This window comes from Rhizobium sp. 10N427 (genome assembly GCF_056394605.1).
In genome coordinates this window covers 25,168-44,265 of sequence record NZ_JBFTID010000009.1, presented here as the reverse complement: position 1 = coordinate 44,265, position 19,098 = coordinate 25,168, and the positions used below count along the sequence as shown (strand labels likewise).

The 19,098-nt window shown below is 61.5% G+C and carries 20 protein-coding genes; 12 read left to right on the top strand and 8 right to left on the bottom strand.

Features of this window, described 5'->3' with window-relative positions; all coding sequences use genetic code 11:
* Positions 1-2,688, bottom strand: coding sequence for a type I DNA topoisomerase (gene topA, locus AC1DIJ_RS19360; protein ID WP_112389700.1), 2,688 nt, complete (start codon positions 2,686-2,688; stop codon positions 1-3).
* Positions 2,689-2,939: 251 nt separating this feature from the next.
* Here topA and AC1DIJ_RS19355 point away from each other — a divergent pair, with 251 nt between their 5' ends.
* On the top strand, positions 2,940-3,119 hold the full coding sequence (locus AC1DIJ_RS19355) for a hypothetical protein (RefSeq protein WP_112389701.1): 180 nt from the start codon (positions 2,940-2,942) through the stop codon (positions 3,117-3,119).
* A 5-nt stretch (positions 3,120-3,124) separates the two neighbouring features.
* Here AC1DIJ_RS19355 and dprA read toward each other — a convergent pair whose 3' ends face one another.
* From dprA to AC1DIJ_RS19330, 5 genes are read right to left on the bottom strand one after another with little or no spacing between them, the layout of a single operon-like run.
* Positions 3,125-4,270, bottom strand: coding sequence for a DNA-processing protein DprA (gene dprA, locus AC1DIJ_RS19350; RefSeq protein ID WP_112389702.1), 1,146 nt, complete (start codon positions 4,268-4,270; stop codon positions 3,125-3,127).
* A 1-nt stretch (position 4,271) separates the two neighbouring features.
* The gene (plsY, locus tag AC1DIJ_RS19345; protein ID WP_112389703.1) at positions 4,272-4,892 is read right to left on the bottom strand and encodes a glycerol-3-phosphate 1-O-acyltransferase PlsY; all 621 of its coding nucleotides are present in this window, start codon (positions 4,890-4,892) and stop codon (positions 4,272-4,274) included.
* Positions 4,893-4,938: 46 nt separating this feature from the next.
* Positions 4,939-5,106 carry a hypothetical protein gene (locus tag AC1DIJ_RS19340; RefSeq protein ID WP_162706061.1) on the bottom strand — a complete coding sequence of 56 codons (168 nt, stop codon included), beginning with the start codon at positions 5,104-5,106 and terminating at the stop codon, positions 4,939-4,941.
* Between the two features lie 12 nt (positions 5,107-5,118).
* The gene (locus AC1DIJ_RS19335; RefSeq protein ID WP_112389704.1) at positions 5,119-6,408 is read right to left on the bottom strand and encodes a dihydroorotase; all 1,290 of its coding nucleotides are present in this window, start codon (positions 6,406-6,408) and stop codon (positions 5,119-5,121) included.
* A complete protein-coding gene (locus tag AC1DIJ_RS19330) occupies positions 6,405-7,361 on the bottom strand; it encodes an aspartate carbamoyltransferase catalytic subunit (protein WP_112389705.1) in 957 nt (318 codons plus the stop codon). Before AC1DIJ_RS19330 ends, AC1DIJ_RS19335 begins: the two co-directional genes overlap by 4 nt.
* A gap of 177 nt (positions 7,362-7,538) precedes the next feature.
* Between AC1DIJ_RS19330 and AC1DIJ_RS19325 the strand changes: the two genes are divergently transcribed.
* Both AC1DIJ_RS19325 and AC1DIJ_RS19320 read left to right on the top strand, forming a co-directional pair.
* On the top strand, positions 7,539-9,188 hold the full coding sequence (locus AC1DIJ_RS19325; RefSeq protein WP_112389706.1) for an acyl-CoA dehydrogenase family protein: 1,650 nt from the start codon (positions 7,539-7,541) through the stop codon (positions 9,186-9,188).
* Between the two features lie 3 nt (positions 9,189-9,191).
* A complete protein-coding gene (locus tag AC1DIJ_RS19320; RefSeq protein ID WP_112389707.1) occupies positions 9,192-9,809 on the top strand; it encodes a GNAT family N-acetyltransferase in 618 nt (205 codons plus the stop codon).
* A 25-nt stretch (positions 9,810-9,834) separates the two neighbouring features.
* Here the strand turns inward: AC1DIJ_RS19320 and AC1DIJ_RS19315 are convergent, their stop codons facing one another.
* Positions 9,835-10,491 carry a TetR/AcrR family transcriptional regulator gene (locus AC1DIJ_RS19315; protein ID WP_112389754.1) on the bottom strand — a complete coding sequence of 219 codons (657 nt, stop codon included), beginning with the start codon at positions 10,489-10,491 and terminating at the stop codon, positions 9,835-9,837.
* 111 nt (positions 10,492-10,602) lie between these two features.
* Here AC1DIJ_RS19315 and AC1DIJ_RS19310 point away from each other — a divergent pair, with 111 nt between their 5' ends.
* From AC1DIJ_RS19310 to AC1DIJ_RS19295, 4 genes are all read left to right on the top strand, one after another.
* Positions 10,603-11,814 (top strand): TCR/Tet family MFS transporter, encoded by a 1,212-nt coding sequence (locus AC1DIJ_RS19310; RefSeq protein WP_112389708.1) that lies wholly within the window; start codon positions 10,603-10,605, stop codon positions 11,812-11,814.
* 133 nt (positions 11,815-11,947) lie between these two features.
* The gene (locus AC1DIJ_RS19305) at positions 11,948-12,598 is read left to right on the top strand and encodes a TetR/AcrR family transcriptional regulator (protein WP_112389709.1); all 651 of its coding nucleotides are present in this window, start codon (positions 11,948-11,950) and stop codon (positions 12,596-12,598) included.
* 124 nt (positions 12,599-12,722) lie between these two features.
* Positions 12,723-12,896, top strand: coding sequence for a hypothetical protein (locus AC1DIJ_RS19300; RefSeq protein ID WP_477831517.1), 174 nt, complete (start codon positions 12,723-12,725; stop codon positions 12,894-12,896).
* On the top strand, positions 12,893-13,219 hold the full coding sequence (locus AC1DIJ_RS19295) for a DUF6105 family protein (protein WP_112389710.1): 327 nt from the start codon (positions 12,893-12,895) through the stop codon (positions 13,217-13,219). Before AC1DIJ_RS19300 ends, AC1DIJ_RS19295 begins: the two co-directional genes overlap by 4 nt.
* Here AC1DIJ_RS19295 and ruvX read toward each other — a convergent pair.
* Positions 13,162-13,650 carry a Holliday junction resolvase RuvX gene (gene ruvX / locus AC1DIJ_RS19290; RefSeq protein ID WP_112389711.1) on the bottom strand — a complete coding sequence of 163 codons (489 nt, stop codon included), beginning with the start codon at positions 13,648-13,650 and terminating at the stop codon, positions 13,162-13,164. The two genes, AC1DIJ_RS19295 and ruvX, sit on opposite strands and share 58 nt — an antisense overlap.
* Positions 13,651-13,770: 120 nt before the next feature.
* Here ruvX and AC1DIJ_RS19285 point away from each other — a divergent pair, with 120 nt between their 5' ends.
* The 5 genes from AC1DIJ_RS19285 to AC1DIJ_RS19265 all read left to right on the top strand — a co-directional run bounded on the left by AC1DIJ_RS19285 (position 13,771) and on the right by AC1DIJ_RS19265 (position 19,069).
* Positions 13,771-14,475 carry a metal-dependent hydrolase gene (locus AC1DIJ_RS19285; protein ID WP_112389712.1) on the top strand — a complete coding sequence of 235 codons (705 nt, stop codon included), beginning with the start codon at positions 13,771-13,773 and terminating at the stop codon, positions 14,473-14,475.
* A gap of 69 nt (positions 14,476-14,544) precedes the next feature.
* The gene (gene gatC / locus AC1DIJ_RS19280; protein WP_112389713.1) at positions 14,545-14,832 is read left to right on the top strand and encodes an Asp-tRNA(Asn)/Glu-tRNA(Gln) amidotransferase subunit GatC; all 288 of its coding nucleotides are present in this window, start codon (positions 14,545-14,547) and stop codon (positions 14,830-14,832) included.
* Between the two features lie 54 nt (positions 14,833-14,886).
* Positions 14,887-16,368 carry an Asp-tRNA(Asn)/Glu-tRNA(Gln) amidotransferase subunit GatA gene (gatA, locus tag AC1DIJ_RS19275; protein ID WP_112389714.1) on the top strand — a complete coding sequence of 494 codons (1,482 nt, stop codon included), beginning with the start codon at positions 14,887-14,889 and terminating at the stop codon, positions 16,366-16,368.
* Between the two features lie 101 nt (positions 16,369-16,469).
* Positions 16,470-17,576: a glycosyltransferase gene (locus tag AC1DIJ_RS19270; RefSeq protein ID WP_477831516.1), complete on the top strand. Its 1,107-nt coding sequence runs from the start codon at positions 16,470-16,472 to the stop codon at positions 17,574-17,576.
* A complete protein-coding gene (locus AC1DIJ_RS19265; protein WP_477831515.1) occupies positions 17,537-19,069 on the top strand; it encodes an ArnT family glycosyltransferase in 1,533 nt (510 codons plus the stop codon). The genes AC1DIJ_RS19270 and AC1DIJ_RS19265 overlap by 40 nt, the downstream gene beginning before the upstream one ends.
* The last annotated feature ends 29 nt before the right edge of the window (positions 19,070-19,098 follow it).

The following is a 19,098-nucleotide window of genomic DNA, read 5'->3' as shown; positions in this document are numbered from 1 at the left end:
TCAGCTCTTCTTCGGTTTGGCAGGCGCCTTGGCCTTCGCCGCTTTCGGTTTCGCGGCAGCCTTGGTCTTGGCTGCGGCCTTCGGCTTGGCGGCAGTCTTGGTTGCCTTGCGCTCGGCAGCGGCTGCCTTCGGCTTGGCCTTGCCCTTCGGAGCCGGAGCCTTGCCGGCCTTGGCGGTGATCAGCTCGACGGCTTCCTCGACGGTGATCGCCTGCGGATCCTTGCCCTTCGGCAGCGTTGCGTTGACCTTGCCCCAGTTGACATAGGGTCCATACTTGCCGTCGCGCACGGTGATCGCACCGCCGCCAACCGGATGCTCGCCGAGTTCCTTCAGCGCTGCCGGCGTTCCACGGCCGCGGCCGCCCGGTCCCTTGGCGGCCTTTTCGGCAATCACGGTGACGGCGCGGTTGAGGCCGACGGAAAACACGTCCTCGACGGTTTCGAGGTTCGCGTAGCCGCCGTCATGCAGCAGGAACGGTCCATAGCGGCCGATCCCCGACGAGATCATCTTGCCGGTTTCCGGATGCTTGCCGATATCGCGCGGCAGCGAGATCAGCGCCATGGCCTTCTCGTAGTCGATATCTTCAGGCTTCCAGCCCTTCGGCAGCGAGGAGCGCTTCGCATCCTTGCCGTCGCCGCGCTGGATATAGGGCCCGAAGCGGCCCGAACGCAGCGTCAGCTCTTCGCCGGTCGTCGGGTCGGTGCCGAGGTTCTTCGGCTCATTCAGCGCCGTGCCTTCGCCTTCCCCGTTGTTCTCCGAGGAGAGCTGGCGGGTGTAGTTGCATTCCGGATAGTTCGAGCAGCCGACGAAGGCGCCGTATTTGCCGAGCTTCAGCGACAGATTGCCGGTGCCGCAGACTTGGCAGATGCGCGGATCGCTGCCGTCCTCGCGCTTCGGAAACACCAGCGGCGCCAGCGATTCATTCAGCGAATCGAGCACGTTGGTGACGCGCAGTTCCTTGGTGTCTTCGATCTGGGCGAAGAAATCCTGCCAGAAGTCGCGCAGAACCTGCTTCCAGTTCAGCTCGCCGGCCGAGATGCGGTCGAGCTTTTCTTCGAGATCGGCCGTGAAATCGTATTCGACATATTTGGTGAAGAAGCTTTCGAGGAAGGCCGTCACCAGCCGTCCCTTCGAATGCGGGATCAGCTTGCGCTTGTCGATCGTCACATATTCGCGGTCGCGAAGCGTGGCGAGCGTTGCAGCATAGGTGGACGGGCGGCCGATGCCGAGCTCTTCCATCTTCTTGATCAGCGAGGCTTCGGAATAGCGCGGCGGCGGTTCGGTGAAGTGCTGTGTCGAATTGATCTTCTGCTTCGCGAGGTTCTCGCGGGCATTGATCTCGGGCAGGCGGCCATCTTCGTCGTCGTTGTCGTCGCTCTGCTCGCCGTCTTCCTTCTGGTCCGTGTAGGCGGCGATGAAGCCGTCGAAACGGATCACCGAGCCGACGGCGCGAAGACCGGCCTTTTCGCCGCCCTTGTCGGCGGTGATCTCGGCGGTCGTGCGCTCGATTTCGGCCGAGGCCATCTGGCTGGCGATGCCGCGCTTCCAGATCAGGTCGTAAAGCCTGATCTGGTCGGCATCCAGGTACTTGCGCACCTCGTCAGGCGTGCGGTTGAAATCGGTCGGCCGGATCGCTTCGTGAGCTTCCTGGGCGTTCTTCGCCTTGGTGGAGTAGAGGCGGGCCTTGTCGGGAACGTAACGGCTGCCGAACTGATCGAGGATGGCGCTGCGCGCCGCATCGATCGCTTCAAGCGCCATCTGCACGCCGTCGGTACGCATATAGGTAATGAGACCGACGGTTTCGCCGCCGATGTCGACGCCTTCATAGAGCTTCTGCGCTACCTGCATGGTGCGCGATGCCGAGAAGCCGAGTTTCGAGGAGGCGGCCTGTTGCAGCGTCGACGTCGTGAACGGCGGCGACGGGTTGCGCTTGACGGGCTTCGCCTCGACGCTGTCGACGACATAGGAGGCGCCGTCGAGCAATGCCTTCAGCTTGCCGGCTTCCTCGCCGTTGCCGATGGCTCGCGGCTGCAACCGCTTGCCATTGGCCGCAACCAGCTTGGCTTCGAACTCATCGCCGCGTGGTGTCTTCAAGAGCGCCGAGATGTTCCAGTATTCTTCCGAAATGAAGCGCTCGATCTCGGATTCACGGTCGCAGACGAGGCGCAGTGCCACTGACTGCACGCGCCCGGCCGAACGGGCGCCCGGCAGCTTGCGCCAGAGGACCGGCGACAGGTTGAAACCGACGAGATAATCGAGAGCACGGCGCGCCAGATAGGCGTCGACCAGCGGCACGTCGATATCGCGCGGATCGGCCATCGCGTCGAGCACGGCCTTCTTGGTGATGGCGTTGAAGACCACGCGCTTGACGGTCTTGCCGCCGAGCACCTTCTTCTTGTTGAGCATGTCAAGGACATGCCAGGAAATCGCTTCGCCTTCGCGATCAGGGTCGGTTGCCAGGAACAGGCCGTCGGAGGATTTCACCGCATCGGCAATATCCTTCATACGCTTGGCCGAGGCCCCATCGACCTCCCAAAGCATTTCGAAATCCTGATCGGGCAGAACCGATCCGTCCTTTGCAGGCAGATCGCGAACGTGACCGAAGGAGGCGAGCACCTTGTATCCAGGACCCAGATACTTGTTGATCGTCTTTGCCTTCGCAGGCGATTCTACCACGACTACATTCATGATGATTCTCTAAAAACTGCCGCGTCCGGCGGGAGGATGAGCGCAATACTTGCCGCTTGCAGATTGCCGGTTCTCCGACATGGACAGGGAAATCGCTTCGGTCAAGGGGTTTGCTTCAATTTTACGTTTTGCAACGCGATGCAACCTGAGAGGGATTATAAACGTATTGCAATTTAAGATAATTGCGTTATCGTTTTTCAGGTGTGGTCAAGGCCCCTCCCAAGCCGCCGTCCGTCATTCAGAGACTGTCCATGTCGCCCAAGGGTTTCAACAAGAGAACCGACAAATCGGCTTCGCGCGAAAACATCGCCTTTGTCAGGCAGATGCTGGCGGAGTTGCGTCAGGTTGCCGAAAAGGAAGACGCCAGCATGCTCTGCTATCTGATCGAGATGGCCTATGTTGAGGCCGGCGAACTTCACAACCGCATGTAGTGCGCTCAGTCTCCCATCGCAAGGGAGACCATGCCGCCGGGATGCCGGTGCAGGCGCCCGGCAATATCTAGCTCCAGCAGAACCAGATAGACCGAAGGCGCCGGAAGTCCGGTGTGGCGGATGATGTCGTCAACCTCGACCGGTGCCGGACCGAGCGCATCGGTGATCCGCGCCCGCTCGGTATCGTCGGGCGGCGACAGGCCCGGTTCGTTGCCGGCCGGCTCCTCCGCCATTGGCGCCGAAAACAAGTCGAGCTGCGAGAGCGGCGCCAGTGCCTCGATGACGTCTTCGGGCGAAGTGACGATCATCGCCCCGTCTTTCAACAGGCCGTTGGTGCCCTGGCAGCGCGGATCGAGCGGCGAGCCGGGCACGGCAAAGACCAAGCGCCCGAATTCACCGGCCAGCCGCGCCGTGATCAGCGAGCCCGACCGCGTCGCCGCCTCGACGACGACGAGCCCAAGCGCGATACCGGCAATCAGCCGGTTGCGGCGCGGGAAATCCCGTGCACGCGGCTCCCAGCCGAACGGCATTTCACTGATCGCCAGTCCGCGGCCTTCGCAGATCTCATCGAGCAGCGGCACGTTTTCAGGCGGGTAGGGCTGGTCGAGGCCACCTGCGAGGGCTGCGATGGTGCCGGTATCGAGACTGGCGCGGTGGGCGGCGGTATCGATGCCGCGGGCAAGGCCGGATACGACGGCGTAGCCCGCGCGGCCGCAATCCCTGGCGATCATCGCCGCAAACTTCGCGCCGCTGATCGAGGCATTGCGCGAGCCGACGATGCCGGTTGCCGGCCGATGCAGAACGGAAACGTCGCCCTTGACGGCAATCAGCGGCGGGGCGCCATCGATCTGGCGAAGGGCTTGCGGATAGTCTGGTTCGCCGATGCCGATGAAGCGGGCGCCGAAACGCCGGGCCGTTTCCAGCTCGCGATGCGCTTCGGCCTCGGTGGCGATCCTGATCGCCCGCGTGGCGCCGCCGCGGGCCGAAAGCTCGGGCAGGGCGGCAAGTGCCGCCTCGGCGGAACCGAAATGATTGATGAGTCCACGAAAGGTGGCCGGCCCCACATTGTCGGAGCGGATCAGCCGAAGCCAGGCGATCCGTTGCCGGTCCGAAAGCGCAATTCCCTTTGGCCTTGCGCTTCCGACGTCCATCCTACCCCTTCGCCCCGATCTTGCTTTCCGTCCCGCCGATGAGCCGGGAGATGTTGGCCTTGTGTTTGTAATAGGAGATGACCGACATGATCGCCATGACGGCTGCAACCTTTTCGTATCCAAATATCCACAATGCAACCGGAATGACAAGCATTGCCGTGAGCGCTGCCAGCGACGAGTAGCGGAAGATGAAGGCCATGGTCAGCCAGACAGCGGCAAAGACCAGAACGAAGAGTGGTGCAACGCCGAGAAGCGTGCCGATGTAGGTGGCGACACCCTTGCCGCCCTTGAAGCCCAGCCAGACCGGGAAGAGGTGACCGAGGAAGGCGAAGAGGCCAGCAATGGCGCCGGCTTCAGGGCCTGCGACATAGGCCATGATCCAGGCTGCGACTGTCGCCTTCAGCGCGTCGAGCAGCAGGGTTGCCGCGGCAAGCTTCTTGTTGCCGGTGCGCAGCACGTTGGTGGCGCCGATATTGCCCGAACCGATATTGCGGACGTCACCGAGACCGGCTGCCCGCGTCAGGATCAGGCCGAATGGAATGGAGCCGAGCAGATAGCCGGCAATGGCTGCAGCAAGCGCCATGGGCAGAGTGATCTGCCAGTTGGTGAGTTCCGAAATCATGTCCCCTCCACCTTATATTCTACGGCCTTGTCCCGAAGCCGCTGTCTTAACCGTTCTCGAAGACCCAGATTTCCGCGCCACCGAGCAGCAGCGCGGCCAGCGTGCAGAGCGTCACGAATACGGTGCTCAGCACGATGGTCGACGAATAGTGCTTTGAGCCTCGCTGCTTCCGGATCGGGGCGGCATGATGACTGTCGTTCTCGTTCTCATTCATGCCGCTACCTCCTCAATCCAGCGAATGAACCTTGACCCCGCCCACATAGGTCGCAACCGCCCGGCCCGAGAAACGGGCGTCCTCGAAAGGCGTGTTCTTCGAGCGCGACAGAAGCATGTCTTTCGCAACGAGCCAAGGCTCTTCGAGATCGATCAGCGTGATGTCCGCCTTGGCGCCGGGCTTCAGCGTTCCGGCGTCGAGGCCGAAGATCTGTGCCGGGCGGGTGGACATCGCATCGATCAGCCGCATCAGGCTGACACGGCCGCTGTGGTGCAGGCGAAGGGCCGCTGCCATCATGGTTTCGAGCCCGACGGCGCCGTCTGCCGCTTCGCCGAAGGGAAGGCGCTTGGTATCGACATCCTGCGGATCATGCGATGAGACGATGATATCGATCTCGCCCTTTGCCAGCGCATCGACCATCGCCACGCGATCGTCTTCGGTGCGCAGCGGCGGGTAGAGCTTGAAGAAGGTGCGGTACTCGCCGATGTCGTTCTCGTTGAGCGCCAGATTGTTGATCGAGATGCCACAGGTGACTTTCGCGCCGCGGCGCTTGGCAAGCTGGATCGCCTCGACCGACTCAGGCACGGAGATCATCGCCGCATGATAGTTGCCGCGGGTCAGCTGGGCGATGCGCAGGTCGCGCTCAAGCGGGATCAGTTCCGCTTCCTTAGGAATGCCGCCGAGACCGAGCCAGCTCGCAAACAGGCCTTCGTTCATGACGCCTGTCGCGCCGAGATATTTGTCGCGGGTCTCGCAGGAGATGACGGCGCCGAACTCGCGGGCATAGGTCATCACCCGGCGCAGCACCTGCGTATCATGAATGCTGGAGCGGCCATCGGTAAACGCGACGGCGCCGGCTTCCATGAGAAGACCGATTTCGGTCATTTCCTCACCAGCCAGATGCTTGGTGATCGCCGCTGCCGGGTAGACATTGACGAGCGCCTTGTCCTTGGCGGTCTTCTTGACGAATTCGACCAGCGCAATGTCGTCGATCACGGGATCGGTGTCCGGCATCATGATGATCGAGGTGACACCACCGGCTGCAGCAGCACGGCTGGCGGAAGCGATCGTCTCGCGATGCTCGGCACCCGGCTCGCCGATATGGACGCGGGCATCGACGAGGCCGGGTACGGCAACGAGACCGTTGCAGTCGCGGACTTCGGCGCCATCAGGCACGCCCTGGTTCAGCGCATCCTTGCCGGCGGCAACGATCACGCCGTCCTTGACGACGATGGTGCCCGTTTCATCGAGATTGCGCGAGGGATCGATGATGCGGACATTGTTGAGGACGAGGTTGCTCATGCGCCCACTCCTTCCGTCCGCGGCCCCTGGTTCTGAGACACAAGCAGGGTCTCCATCACCGCCATGCGCACAGCGACACCCATTTCGACCTGTTCGGCAATCACGCTCTGCGGACCGTCGGCGACCTCGGAGGCGATCTCGACGCCGCGGTTCATTGGGCCCGGATGCATGACAAGCGCGTCTTCCTTCGCCGATTTCAGCGTTTCGGCATCGAGTCCGTAGAAATGGTAATACTCACGCACCGAGGGTACGAAGGCGCCGGACATGCGCTCGCGCTGCAGGCGCAGCATCATCACGACATCGGCGTCCTTTAGCCCTTCCTTCATCGAATGGAAGACTTCGACGCCCATATCGGCGATGCCGGCCGGAAGCAGCGTTGCCGGAGCGACGACGCGCACCCGGGCGCCCATGGCGTTCAAGAGCAGGATGTTGGAGCGCGCGACGCGCGAATGCAGTACGTCGCCGCAGATGGCGACGATGATCCGCGACAGCTTGCCCTTGGCGCGGCGGATCGTCAGCGCGTCGAGCAGCGCCTGGGTCGGATGCTCATGCTGTCCGTCACCGGCATTGACGACCGAGCAGGAAACCTTCTGGGCCAGCAGGGCGGCGGCACCGGCGCTCGAATGGCGGATCACCAGCACATCGGGGCGCATCGCGTTCAGCGTCATCGCCGTATCGATCAGGGTTTCGCCCTTCTTCACCGACGAATTACCGACCGACATGTTCATGACGTCGGCGCCAAGCCGCTTTCCGGCCAGTTCGAACGAGGCCTGCGTGCGAGTCGACGCTTCGAAGAAGAGGTTGATCTGCGTCAGACCTCTCAGCGTCGACGTCTTCTTTTCTCTCTGTCGGCTGATCTTGACGGCCTCGTCGGCCTTGTCGAGGAGAAGGGTGATATCCTGCTCGGTGAGACCTTTGATACCGATGAGGTGGCGGTGGGGGAAAAAGACCATGAACCTGCCTCTTGCTGTGTCGCTGGGTCTATAATGAGTGCCGTCCGCGGCTGCAAGCTTGTGCTGTGGGCAAAGCTCTGTGTCCCCATGCAATTTTGCCGCAAATCCGCTAGAGCTGGAGTTGAAATCGTCAAGTTCCGGTTTCCATTTATCTGGCTCATGCAATAGAAGCGACTCATGACTCCCGCTGAAGAAAAACTCGCCGAGCTGAACCAGCCAAGCCTCTGGTCCGGTATCAACGCCTACCGCTCCGATCCGCTGATCGTCGACCTGACGGCAGGCCTGCCGCGTGGCACGCGTGAAGACCTGGAAAACATGGGCCGCTACGTGACCTCTCCGGAGGCGCAGGAGCTGGCGCGCATGGCGAACGAGGGCGTGCCGAAGCTGCGCACCCACGGCCCGCGTGGCGAGCGTCTCGATGTCGTTGAATTCCATCCGGCATGGCACGCGCTGATGCGCCGCTCGATGTCCGTCGGCCTGCATTCTTCCGTCTGGGATCCGCAGGCCGATGCCGACGCCAAGGACCAGTCGCACAAGATCCGCGCCGCGCGCTTCTATCTGACGGCGCAGCTGGAATCCGGCCATCTCTGCCCGCTGACGATGACCAGCGCCTCCGTGGCCGCGCTCTCGGCTTCGCCTGCCGTCCAGAAGGACTGGGCGCCGAAGATCCTGTCGCGCAAATACGATTCCTCGAATAAGCCCGCCATGCAGAAGTCCGCTGTGACCATCGGCATGGGGATGACCGAGAAACAGGGCGGCACCGACGTCCGTTCCAACAAGACGACCGCCGAAAAGGTCAGCGAAGGCATCTACCGTCTCTCGGGCCACAAGTGGTTCATGTCGGCGCCGATGAGCGACGCGTTCATCATGCTGGCGCAGACCAAGGACGGCATGGGCTGCTTCCTGGTGCCGCGCCTTCTGGAGGACGGTTCCGCCAACGGCCTGCAGTTCCAGCGCCTGAAGGACAAGGTCGGCAATCGCTCAAATGCGTCGTCGGAAGTCGAGTTCAACGATACGTTCGGTTTCCTGCTCGGCGGTCCCGATGCCGGAATCCGCACCATCCTCGACATGGTGACGCTGACGCGGCTCGACTGCGCGCTGGCATCTTCGGGGATCATGCGCGCGTCGCTCGCCGAAGCCGTGCACCACACCCGCGGCCGCAGCGTCTTCGGCAAGATGCTCGTCCACCAGCCGATCATGACCCGCGTTCTCGCCGACATGGCGCTCGACGTGGCGGCGGCGACGGCGCTTTCCTTCCGCTTAGCCGATGCCTTCGACAAGGCACGCAACAACGCAGAAGAGGCAGCCTACGCCCGCGTCATGACGCCGGTAGCCAAATACTGGTGCTGCAAGATCGCCCCGGCGCTGATCTATGAAGCGATGGAATGCATCGGCGGCAGCGGCTACATCGAGGAGCGCCCGATCGCCCGGCACTACCGCGAAGCTCCGGTCAATGCGATCTGGGAAGGCTCCGGCAACGTCATGGCGCTCGATCTTCTCAGGGTTCTCTCGCGCGGCAAGGATCTGTTCGAAACGGTCTTCGCCGGTCTCGCCCGCGATCTCGGCCCGGCCGGCAAGAAGACCATCGACGTGCTGCGCGCCGCCATGGCGCTTTGCGAGCGTGACGAGGGCGCCGCCCGCCTGCTGATCGAGCAGCTGGCACTCGCTGCCGGTGCCGCCGAACTCTATCGTCTCGGCGCCGGACGCATCGCCGACGCCTTCATCGAAACCCGGCTTGCCGGCGGCTGGCGCGCCACCTACGGCATGCTCGATGCCCGCTTCGACGCGAGCTATATCGTCGATCTGCTCTATCCGCCGGCAAGCTGACCGATGGCAACGATCCGCAACGCACGCCCCGATGACCTCGAGGCGATCTACGAGATTTCATTGCTGACGGGAGAGGCCGGGCAGGATGCCTCGGCGCTCTATAACGATCGCAAGATGATCGGCCACATCTATTCGGCGCCTTACGTGACGCTGAGCCCGGAGACGTCCTTCGTCGTCGAGGATGCCGATGGTGTCGCCGGCTACGTCGTCGGCCCCTACGATACGCCTGCGTTCGAAGACCGTCTTGAACGCGAATGGTGGCCCGCCTTGCGCGCCCGCTATCCGGCGCCGCAAGGCGATCCGGAAGGCTGGAATGCCGATCAGCGCCGCAGTTTCACCATCCACAATCCGCAGCGCGCTTTCGCGGCGCGCGCCGCCGAGTTCCCGGCCCATATCCATATGAACATGCTGCCGCGGCTGCAGGGGCAGGGGCTTGGCACCAGGCTTCTCGATTGCTGGATGACGTCGGCCCGCCAGGCCGGGATCAAAGGTGTTCATCTCGGCACCAATGCGGGCAATATCGGCGGGCAGCGCTTCTGGGCCTCGCGCGGCTTCGAACGCCTCGCCCAGCCCTTCGTCGATCCCACGGATCGCTCGATCTGGTTCGGCCAATATCTCTGATGTCTCCGGATGGAGACTTGCGCCGTCAGGCGTAGAGTGTTCCCGCCATCGCGGCTTTCACGCCGGTGCTTCCCCGGTCGATCATGGCAAGGAAGAGGGCGGTCGCCTTCTCTGAATTCCCGTCCTGCCGGAATGCCCGATGTGCCTGGAGGAAGGCGACGCTCCAGGTTGCCAGCAGCAGGTTGGCGGCGAGATCGGCATCCGGGTCGGATAACTCGCGCCCCACGGTCTCCGCCAGTCCAGCGGCGACCGTCTGCGCCAGCTCATCGCGGATCGCCCGGGCACGCGCTTTCAGCGTCTCGCTGCTCTCGACCGTTGCAATGAAGCTCTGGCTGCGGTTGGAAAATTCCACATAGGGCCGCTGTTCGGCCACCAGCTGGTGGGCAAGCAGGCGCAAGGCCTCGACTGGCGGGACGGACGGATCGCGGTTTTGCAACGCATGGCGCAACGTCTCCCGCCCTTCCTCATCGCGGTCGAAGAACATGTCCTCCTTGCGCGGGAAGTGATTGAACACCGTCATCCGCCCGACATCGGCCGCAGCCGCGATGTCATCGACCGTCACATGATCGAAGCCCCGCTCGAGAAACAGCCGGTCGGCGGCAAGAGAGATGGCCCGCCGGGTGGCGAGGCGTTTGCGGGATCGCCTGTCGTCAGGCTGATTGGAATCGAAAGTCGCGTTCATGTCCGCATCGTAGCGCAGTTTATATACTGAGTACATATTTGCATTGACAGTTTGCAGTCGCAAGATTTATGTACTGAGTACATTTTAAAACTCGGTATAGCGGAGCCTGCCATGAACAAGGCACTTGTTGTCATCTTCACCACCATCGGCCTCGACGCGGTCGGGATCGGTCTGATCTTCCCCATTCTTCCGCGGCTGATCGCGGAAGTGACGCATGCAGGCAATGTCGCCGCCTATATCGGCATCATGACCTCGCTCTATGCGGCGATGCAGTTCATCTGTGCGCCGGTGCTCGGCGCTCTCAGCGACAGGCTCGGGCGGCGGCCGGTGCTGCTGATCTCGATGACAGGCGCTGCCGTCAACTATCTGATCCTGGCCTTCGCGCCGCATTTGTGGATGCTGCTGATCGGCCGTGCCGTCGCCGGGCTGACAAGCGCCAACATCTCGGTCGCCAGCGCCTACATCACCGATATCTCGGCGGAGGAGACACGCGCCCGCCGTTTCGGATTGTTCAACGCTACCTTCGGCATCGGCTTTATCGTCGGCCCGGTTCTCGGCGGCATCCTTGGCGATTACTGGCTGAGGCTGCCGTTCATAGCTGCCGCAGTTCTCAACGCCGGCAATCTGCTCCTGGCGCTGCTGGTGCTTCCGGAGTCGCGCAAACCGAGCCGTGAGCGGATCGATCTCGCCGCCCTCAACCCGCTTCGCCCGTTCCGCTGGCTGATCTCGATGCGCGGCTTGCTGCCGATCATCACTGTCTTCTTCATTTTCAGCGGCGTCGGCGAGGTCTATGGCACCTGCTGGGCTCTGTGGGGACATGACGTGTTCGGCTGGAACGGCCTGTGGATCGGCCTCTCGCTCGGCACCTATGGCGCCTGCCAGGCTCTGGCGCAGATGTTCCTGCCGGGGCCTGCCGTGAAGCTGCTCGGCGAGCGCGTCACCATCCTGACTGGCCTTGCCGGCACCTCGCTGGCGCTTGCTGTCATGGCCTTCACCACGCAACCGTGGATGATCTTTGCCGTCATGCCGGTGTTCGTGCTGGGCGGCATCGGCGTGCCGTCGCTCCAGTCCATGGCGACACGCATGGTGAGCGGCGAACAGCAGGGGCAGTTCCAGGGCCTGCTCGCCTCGGTCGTCAGCCTCTCGTCGATCGTTGCGCCGCTTGGCTTCTCCAGCTTCTATTTCGTCGTGCAGCAGCAATGGCCGGGCGCAATCTGGCTTTCGGCGATCGCCGTTTACGCGATCACCGTACCGATCGTCCTCGGCCTCAGCATTCCCCGAATGCGGACGGCCGAGGCCGTCCGAGGGCAGACGGGGCCGTGATCGTTGCATCACGGTCTCACCAATCTCCTGAAAACCATGGGATTATCCACAATCTATCAAGGCCTTGTCCGTTGCCGGGGCAGGGTGCCGTTGTTACTCACCTTGTAGTGACAAGAACGGAATCGGCTTCGATATGCTTGACGACACCATGGTTTTGGCACCCGTTGCCGCCGAACCCGAGAAGCGCATCCGCGACCGCGGCGCGACCGAAAAGACAATTCTGAAGGCCGCCAAGGCTCTGCTGGCCGAAGAGGGGTTTCAGAATTTCGGCATCAACGCCGTCGCGCGCCGCGCTGGCTGCGACAAGCAGCTGATCTACCGCTATTACGGCGGCCTCAACGGTCTCGTCGAGGCGATCGGCGCCGATCTCGGCACCTGGGTCAAGGACCGCATCCCCGAAGATACCGGCGGCATGTTCCTGCTGACCTATGGCGATCTGATGGAGCGCCTGTCGCTGCTCTTTCTCGAGGCCCTGCGCGACGACCCGCTCGTCCGCCGCATCGTCGCCTGGGAAGTCTCGGAAAATACCGAGCAGGTGAGGCGTCTCTCCGAAGCCCGCTCCAAGGCGCTGGCGCAGTGGCTGGAGCGCATGCGCGGTTCGCTGACCCCGCCGAAGGGCGTCGATCCCGTCGCCACCAATGCGATTCTCTTCGCTGCGATCCAGCATCTCGTCCTTTCTGCCTCGGCTGGCGGGCAGTGCGCCGGGCTGACGCTGAAGACCGCCAAGGACTGGGACAAGGCGGCGACGGCGCTGAAGCGCATCGTTCGCGGCGTCTACGGCTGACGGGCGGCCGGCTCATCCACAGGCAGACGCCCGGCTGTTAACCTTAACAAATGGTTTACGTTGCACCCTCGGCGTTAAGGCGACAGGGTACGGACAGTTAAATTCTTAGCTGTCAGGACCCATGATGGGAACCAGAGCCGCCAAAGCTGCGTTGCTTGTTGCCGCGATGATGTTTTTCGCGGTGCTCGCCCTTGATATCACCGTTCCCGCGGTCGTCCTGAGCGTGATGGCATTGTCGACCTGGGTTATCGGTCTCGAAAGTCCGGCTGCCTGGCGTCATCGAGGGGAGGCCGCATGAAGTGGTTCCTGATCTTCTGGTTGGGCCCGATCGTTTTCCTGAGCGGCTGGTACTGGCTTTCCTATTACGACATCAACTTCGGCATCTTCATGCTGAGCCGTCAGGTCCATGACCTGACCTTCGAAGTCTATGGCCAGGTTCTGGGCGTGCCGCCGGAAACCATTCCGCCGCTCGTCGCCCGCGCCATTGCCGTCGACAGTCTTGTTGTTCTGGCGATCATCGCGTTCCGCAAGCGCAAGAAGATTGCCGCCTGGTGGGCCGCCCGTCAGGCGTCGAAATCATCCGCTCTCGAAAGCGCCGACAGCCTGTCCAGGGCGCCCTGAAGAATGAAGCTCGCCGCAGCGGAATCGATCCGCTCGGCCCGCTTGGCGCGCGACACGTCCATCTCCAGCAAAGCCCGCTCGGCAGCGACCGTCGATAGCCGCTCGTCCCAATAGACGAAGGGAAGGGCGGTCTTCTGCTCCATGTTGCGCACGAAGGCGCGCGTTGCCTGCACGCGCGGACCGGCCGACCCGTCCATGTTCATCGGCAGCCCGATGACGAAGCCGGCAACCTTTTCCTTCTTGGAAAAAGCCAGCAGCACCTCGGCGTCGATGGTGAATTTCTCGCGGCGGATGACAGGGCGCGGCGTCGAGAAGCGTCGTCCGAGATCAGACATCGAAAGACCGATCGTCTTGGTACCGAGATCGAGCCCGGCGATCGCCTGTCCGGGCTGCAGGAATGCAGCCATCTCTTCGATCGTCATCACTGTCATCGGCGTTTCATCCCGTCAAAACAAATTGAAGCCTGTGGCGGCTTTTCTTTGCAGCCATATCGGCTATGTCCATAACAATCGAGACCCGCTTTTGCATCACATAATCAAGGGACGCTTTTCATGAAGATCACCTGGCTCGGCCACTCCGCCTTCCGCATCGAAACCGGCAAGGCAAAAATCCTCCTCGACCCCTTCCTGACCTACAATGCCTCCTTCGAGGGCCAGGACATCAAGGATGTGTCGGCAGGCATCACCCATATCCTGCTGACCCACGGCCATGGCGACCATGTCGGCGACACCATCGCGCTCGCCAAGGAAACCGGCGCCACCGTTCTCGCCAATGCCGATCTCGCCTCCTGGCTTGCCGCCAAGGGCGTCTCGAAGATCGAAATGGGCAATACCGGCGGCACGATTGCGCTCGGCGGCTTCTCGGCGACCTTCACCAATGCGCTGCATTCCTCCGCACAAGTCACGGAAGACGGCATTGCCCATGCGCTCGGCAACGCCAACGGCCTGATGCTGCATTTCGACGATGAAGCCTCGATCTTCGCCATGGGCGACACCGACATCTTCTCCGACATGGCGCTGATCAACGAACTGCACCAGCCGGATATCGGTCTCGTTCCTGTTGGTGACCGCTTCACCATGGGCGGTGCGGTGGCGGCTCTTGCCTGCCAGCGCTATTTCAACTTCAAGACCGCCATCCCCTGCCATTACGGCACCTTCCCGATCATCGACCAGACCGCCGACAAGTTCGTCTCCGGCATGGAAGGTTCGAAGACGGAAGTGAAGGCGATCAAGCCTTCCGAGAGCTTCTCGATCTGACGAAAGCCCGTTGCACAAGGCGGACATGGTCTTTATAGCGAGTGGGAAATTTCCCTTTCGGAGTATGCCATGTCCGTCGATCTTGCCACCGTTAAGCGCGTTGCGCGCCTTGCCCGTATTGCCGTCTCCGAAGACGAGGCAAATCGCATGGTCGGCGAGCTGAATGGCATTCTCGGCTTCGTCGAACAGCTGTCCGAAGTGAATGTCGAAGGCGTCGAGGCCATGACCTCGGTCACGCCGATGGCGATGAAGAAGCGGACCGACCAGGTGACTGATGGCAACAAGGCCGACGACGTCGTCGCCAACGCCCCCGTCACCGACCACAATTTCTTCCTGGTGCCGAAAGTCGTCGAATAAGCGCTGCCGCTTTTTCCGATCCCCGCTGCCATCAAAACGATCCGAGTAAACACCATGAGCGAACTCACCAGCCTGACCATTGCCGAAGCCCGCGAGAAGCTGCGCGGCAAGGAGATCACCGCCACCGAACTGACCGAAGCCTATATCTCGGCGATCGATGCGGCGAACGGCGCGCTGAACGCCTATATCAAGACCACGCCCGATCTCGCCCGCGCCATGGCCAAGAAGTCCGATGAGCGCATCGCGGCCGGTGAGGCAGGCGATCTCGAAGGCATCCCGCTCGGCATCAAGGATCTGTTCGCCACCGTCGGCGTCCACACCCAGGCCTGCAGCCATATTCTCGACGGCTTCGAGCCGCGTTATGAATCGACCGTCACCCAGAACCTCTGGGACGACGGCGCCGTCATGCTCGGCAAGCTGAACATGGACGAGTTCGCCATGGGCTCGTCGAACGAAACCTCGCATTACGGTGCGGTGATCAACCCCTGGCGCGCCTCCGGCTCCAATCAGCAGCTGGTTCCGGGCGGCTCTTCGGGCGGTTCTGCGGCTGCCGTTGCTGCCCATCTCTGCGCCGGTGCGACCGCGACCGATACCGGCGGCTCGATCCGCCAGCCGGCAGCCTTCACCGGCACCGTCGGCATCAAGCCGACCTACGGCCGCTGCTCGCGCTGGGGCACTGTCGCCTTCGCCTCGTCGCTTGACCAGGCCGGTCCGATCGCCCGCGACGTGCGGGACGCCGCGATCCTCCTGAAGTCGATGGCCTCGGTCGACTCCAAGGACACGACCTCGGTCGATCTGCCCGTTCCGGATTACGAAGCCGCACTCGGCAAATCGCTGAAGGGCATGAAGATCGGCATTCCGAACGAATACCGCGTCGACGGCATGCCCGAGGAGATCGAAACGCTCTGGCAGCAGGGCATTGCCTGGCTGAAGGATGCCGGTGCCGAGATCGTCAACATCTCGCTGCCGCACACCAAATATGCGCTTCCGGCCTATTACATCGTCGCCCCCGCCGAGGCCTCCTCGAACCTCGCCCGCTACGACGGCGTCCGCTACGGCCTGCGCGTCGACGGCAAGGACATCGCCGACATGTACGAGAAGACCCGCGCTGCGGGCTTCGGCAAGGAAGTCAAGCGCCGCATCATGATCGGCACCTACGTGCTGTCGGCCGGTTACTACGACGCCTATTATATCAAGGCCCAGAAGGTTCGCACGTTGATCAAGCGCGACTTCGAGATCGTCTTCGACGCCGGTGTCGATGCGATCCTGACCCCGGCCACACCGTCGTCCGCTTTCGGTGTCGCCGACGAGAACCTCGCCGCCGATCCGGTCGCGATGTATCTGAACGACATCTTCACGGTCACCGTCAACATGGCGGGCCTGCCGGGCATCGCCGTTCCCGCCGGTCTCGACCACAAGGGCCTGCCGCTTGGACTGCAGCTGATCGGCAAGCCCTTCGACGAGGAAACCCTCTTCAAGACCGCCCATGTCATCGAACAGGCAGCCGGCAAGTTCTCCCCTGCCAAGTGGTGGTAAGATTGAAGCGCTCCGCTTGAGGTAAGCGGGGCGCTCTGCCGGTGGTTGTATGCAAATCGCTATTTGGGGTAGATTTCGCTTGGCTGCCCTGCTAGGCGGAGGTGAATTTCGATCAGGTTCAACCCGTGCCGCAAAAACGTCTATCGATCATCGCCCCAACTTACAATGAAATCGGAAATGTGATTCCGTTTGCCGAGCGTGTAAAATCCACGCTAGCTGGCATCGACTGGGAAATACTGTTCGTTGATGACAATTCCGCGGACGGAACTGCGCGGAAGGCGTTCGAATACGCCGCAGACGATGCCCGTATTCGAACTATCATCAGATTGGATGATCGTGGCCTTGCCAGGTCCAGCATTCAGGGCATGTTGTCAGCGCGTGGCGATTTGCTGTGCGTGATGGACGTTGACGGTCAGCACGATCCGGCAGTCTTGGTTGACATGATCGCGCGCCTTGAAAGCGATAATCTCGACATCGTCAGTGCTGCTCGCCGCCTCGAGGCCGATCGCGCCCTGGAGGGACTTTCACCGCTTCGCCAGAGGCTGTCCACATTTGGCAATTGGCTGAGCAGCTTGGTTCTTGGACGAAAGCTGTCCGATCCGCTGACCGGCTTCTTTGTAATGCGTCGCAGCAGCTTCCTCGATGTGGCACCAAGACTCGGAGATCCTGGCTTCAAGCTGCTTCTCGACATATTGTATTCCAACAAGAAGCTTCGCCATGGTGAGGTTCCATTCGACTTCGGCGTGCGAACTCATGGCGAATCGAAGCTCGACATCTATGTCGTATGGAAATTCGTGACATTCTTGCTGAGCAAGATGACCGGCGGCCTTCTCCCGGTCAGCCTCATTTCCTTCTTGTTCGTTGGTGGCTCGGGCATTTTCGTTCATTTTGCCGTGCTCTATTCGGTCTTGGCATTTGCGCTGCCTTTCATCGCCGCACAAACGGTCGCGACGCTGGTCGCTGCTACTAGCAATTTTCTGCTCAACAACCTTCTGACCTTTCAGGACAAACGGCTGTACGGATGGAAAAAAGCCTTGGGTTACCTCAAATTTCTGGCTGTTTCCGCAGTCGGAATCGTTGCCAATGTTTCCGCCGCCACACTGGCTTATGAGCGGCTCGTGCATGTCGTGTTCCTTGCCACGCTTGCTGGTATCGCGATCGATACGGTGTGGAAATTCGTAATCGCGAACAGGTTTATCTGGAAATGACTATTTCGGCTTCCGGCGCCCCTGGGCCTCAGACCCTATCCCGCAAGGTGATGACGTCGCTTTGGATTTTGCTTGCTGCCTCCGTATGCTCGTTGCTGCTTGTCAAACTTGTTCAGCTTTCTTTCTACTTTGACGGCGGCATCTACGCTGGAGTCGCCAGAAATATGGCCGAAGGGGTCGGTTCGGCCTGGAGCCCGTATTTTTCACAGACACTCTTCCCGGTCTTTGCGGAACACCCCCCTTTCATGATGTGGGTTGAATCCTTGGGATTCATGGTCTTCGGTGACACGATTGCAGTCGAAAAGAGTTTCTCGCTGCTGACTTTTGCAGTCGCAGGCGTTCTCCTGTTGAAAATGTGGATGCGGTTGCACGACGGCGATGTTGTCATGCAGCGCGCGGCGCCGATTGCCTTGTTCATGGTACTGATCGCCGGCCGCATGAAATGGGGTTTTGCCAATGGTATGTTGGAAAATCAGCTAATTATCTTCACGTTGAGCGCCGTCTTACTGATCGTAACGGCCTACGACCGGCGCTTGGGTGTTTCCAGTTTGTCGCGTATATCGCTGATCGCATGCGCCGGGCTGGCGATTTCGCTGGCCGTTTTTACAAAGGGCCCGGTTGGCCTGTTTCCATTAGCCACGCCGGCGATTTACTGGTTTTGTTTTCGGCGCCCGTCTTTCGCCGCCGTGGTGCTCGATAGCCTGATACTTGTCGCCATTGTCGTGCTTCTGTTTCTCGTGCTCTGGTCTTTCGACGCTTCGCGCGAAGCGACACAGCGCTATTTGGCTGCTCAGCTGTTGCCCAGTCTGGCAGGAGATCGCGGAAACTTCGGCGGCGGTCTCTCGGCCGTTCGCAATCTCATTGGCGTCAACGGCTATTCGTTCGCGATCACCGCGCTTGTTCTCGTTGTTTTCCGCCGGTGGGACATGGCGGTACCGGACGCGGTTTTGCGGAAGAAACGAATGCAGAGTGCAGCATTCCTGTTGCTTGTCGGGTGTTCGGCCTCATTTCCAATTCTCGCCAGTCCGCGTGTCACGAACTTTTACTTCAATCCTTCGTTGCCGTATTTTTCGACAGGATTCTGCGTGTTGTGTGCGCCTGTTCTGCTAGGCGGTCTCAGCCGGCTGGGAGAGCGATGGCAGAATCGCTTGTGGATCGCGTCGAGCGTTGTTCTTGCTGCATCCGTGGTGATTGTTGGTCTGAATTTTGGCCGTATGGGCGGCGACAAGCAGGTTATCGAAAACGCATCTGCAATTGCCGAAGCCGTTTGTGGTGCCAGCAAGACCGCGTGCCGCGAGACCGTTAGCGCCTGTGGCAAGGTTTGGGAGGATTGGCCGCTTCATACGTATTTGCAGCGCTACTACAAGGTGAGTATGGCGCCGGAGCCCTCCGCTGCGATCAAGTACTTGGTAGCCGACGAAAGCTGCCAGTTGGACTCCACCTACGCTGATACAGGCGTGAAACTCTTCCCATACCGTTTGCTGCAACATTGAGTGTGCGGTTCGATCGTGGGCTTGGTTCG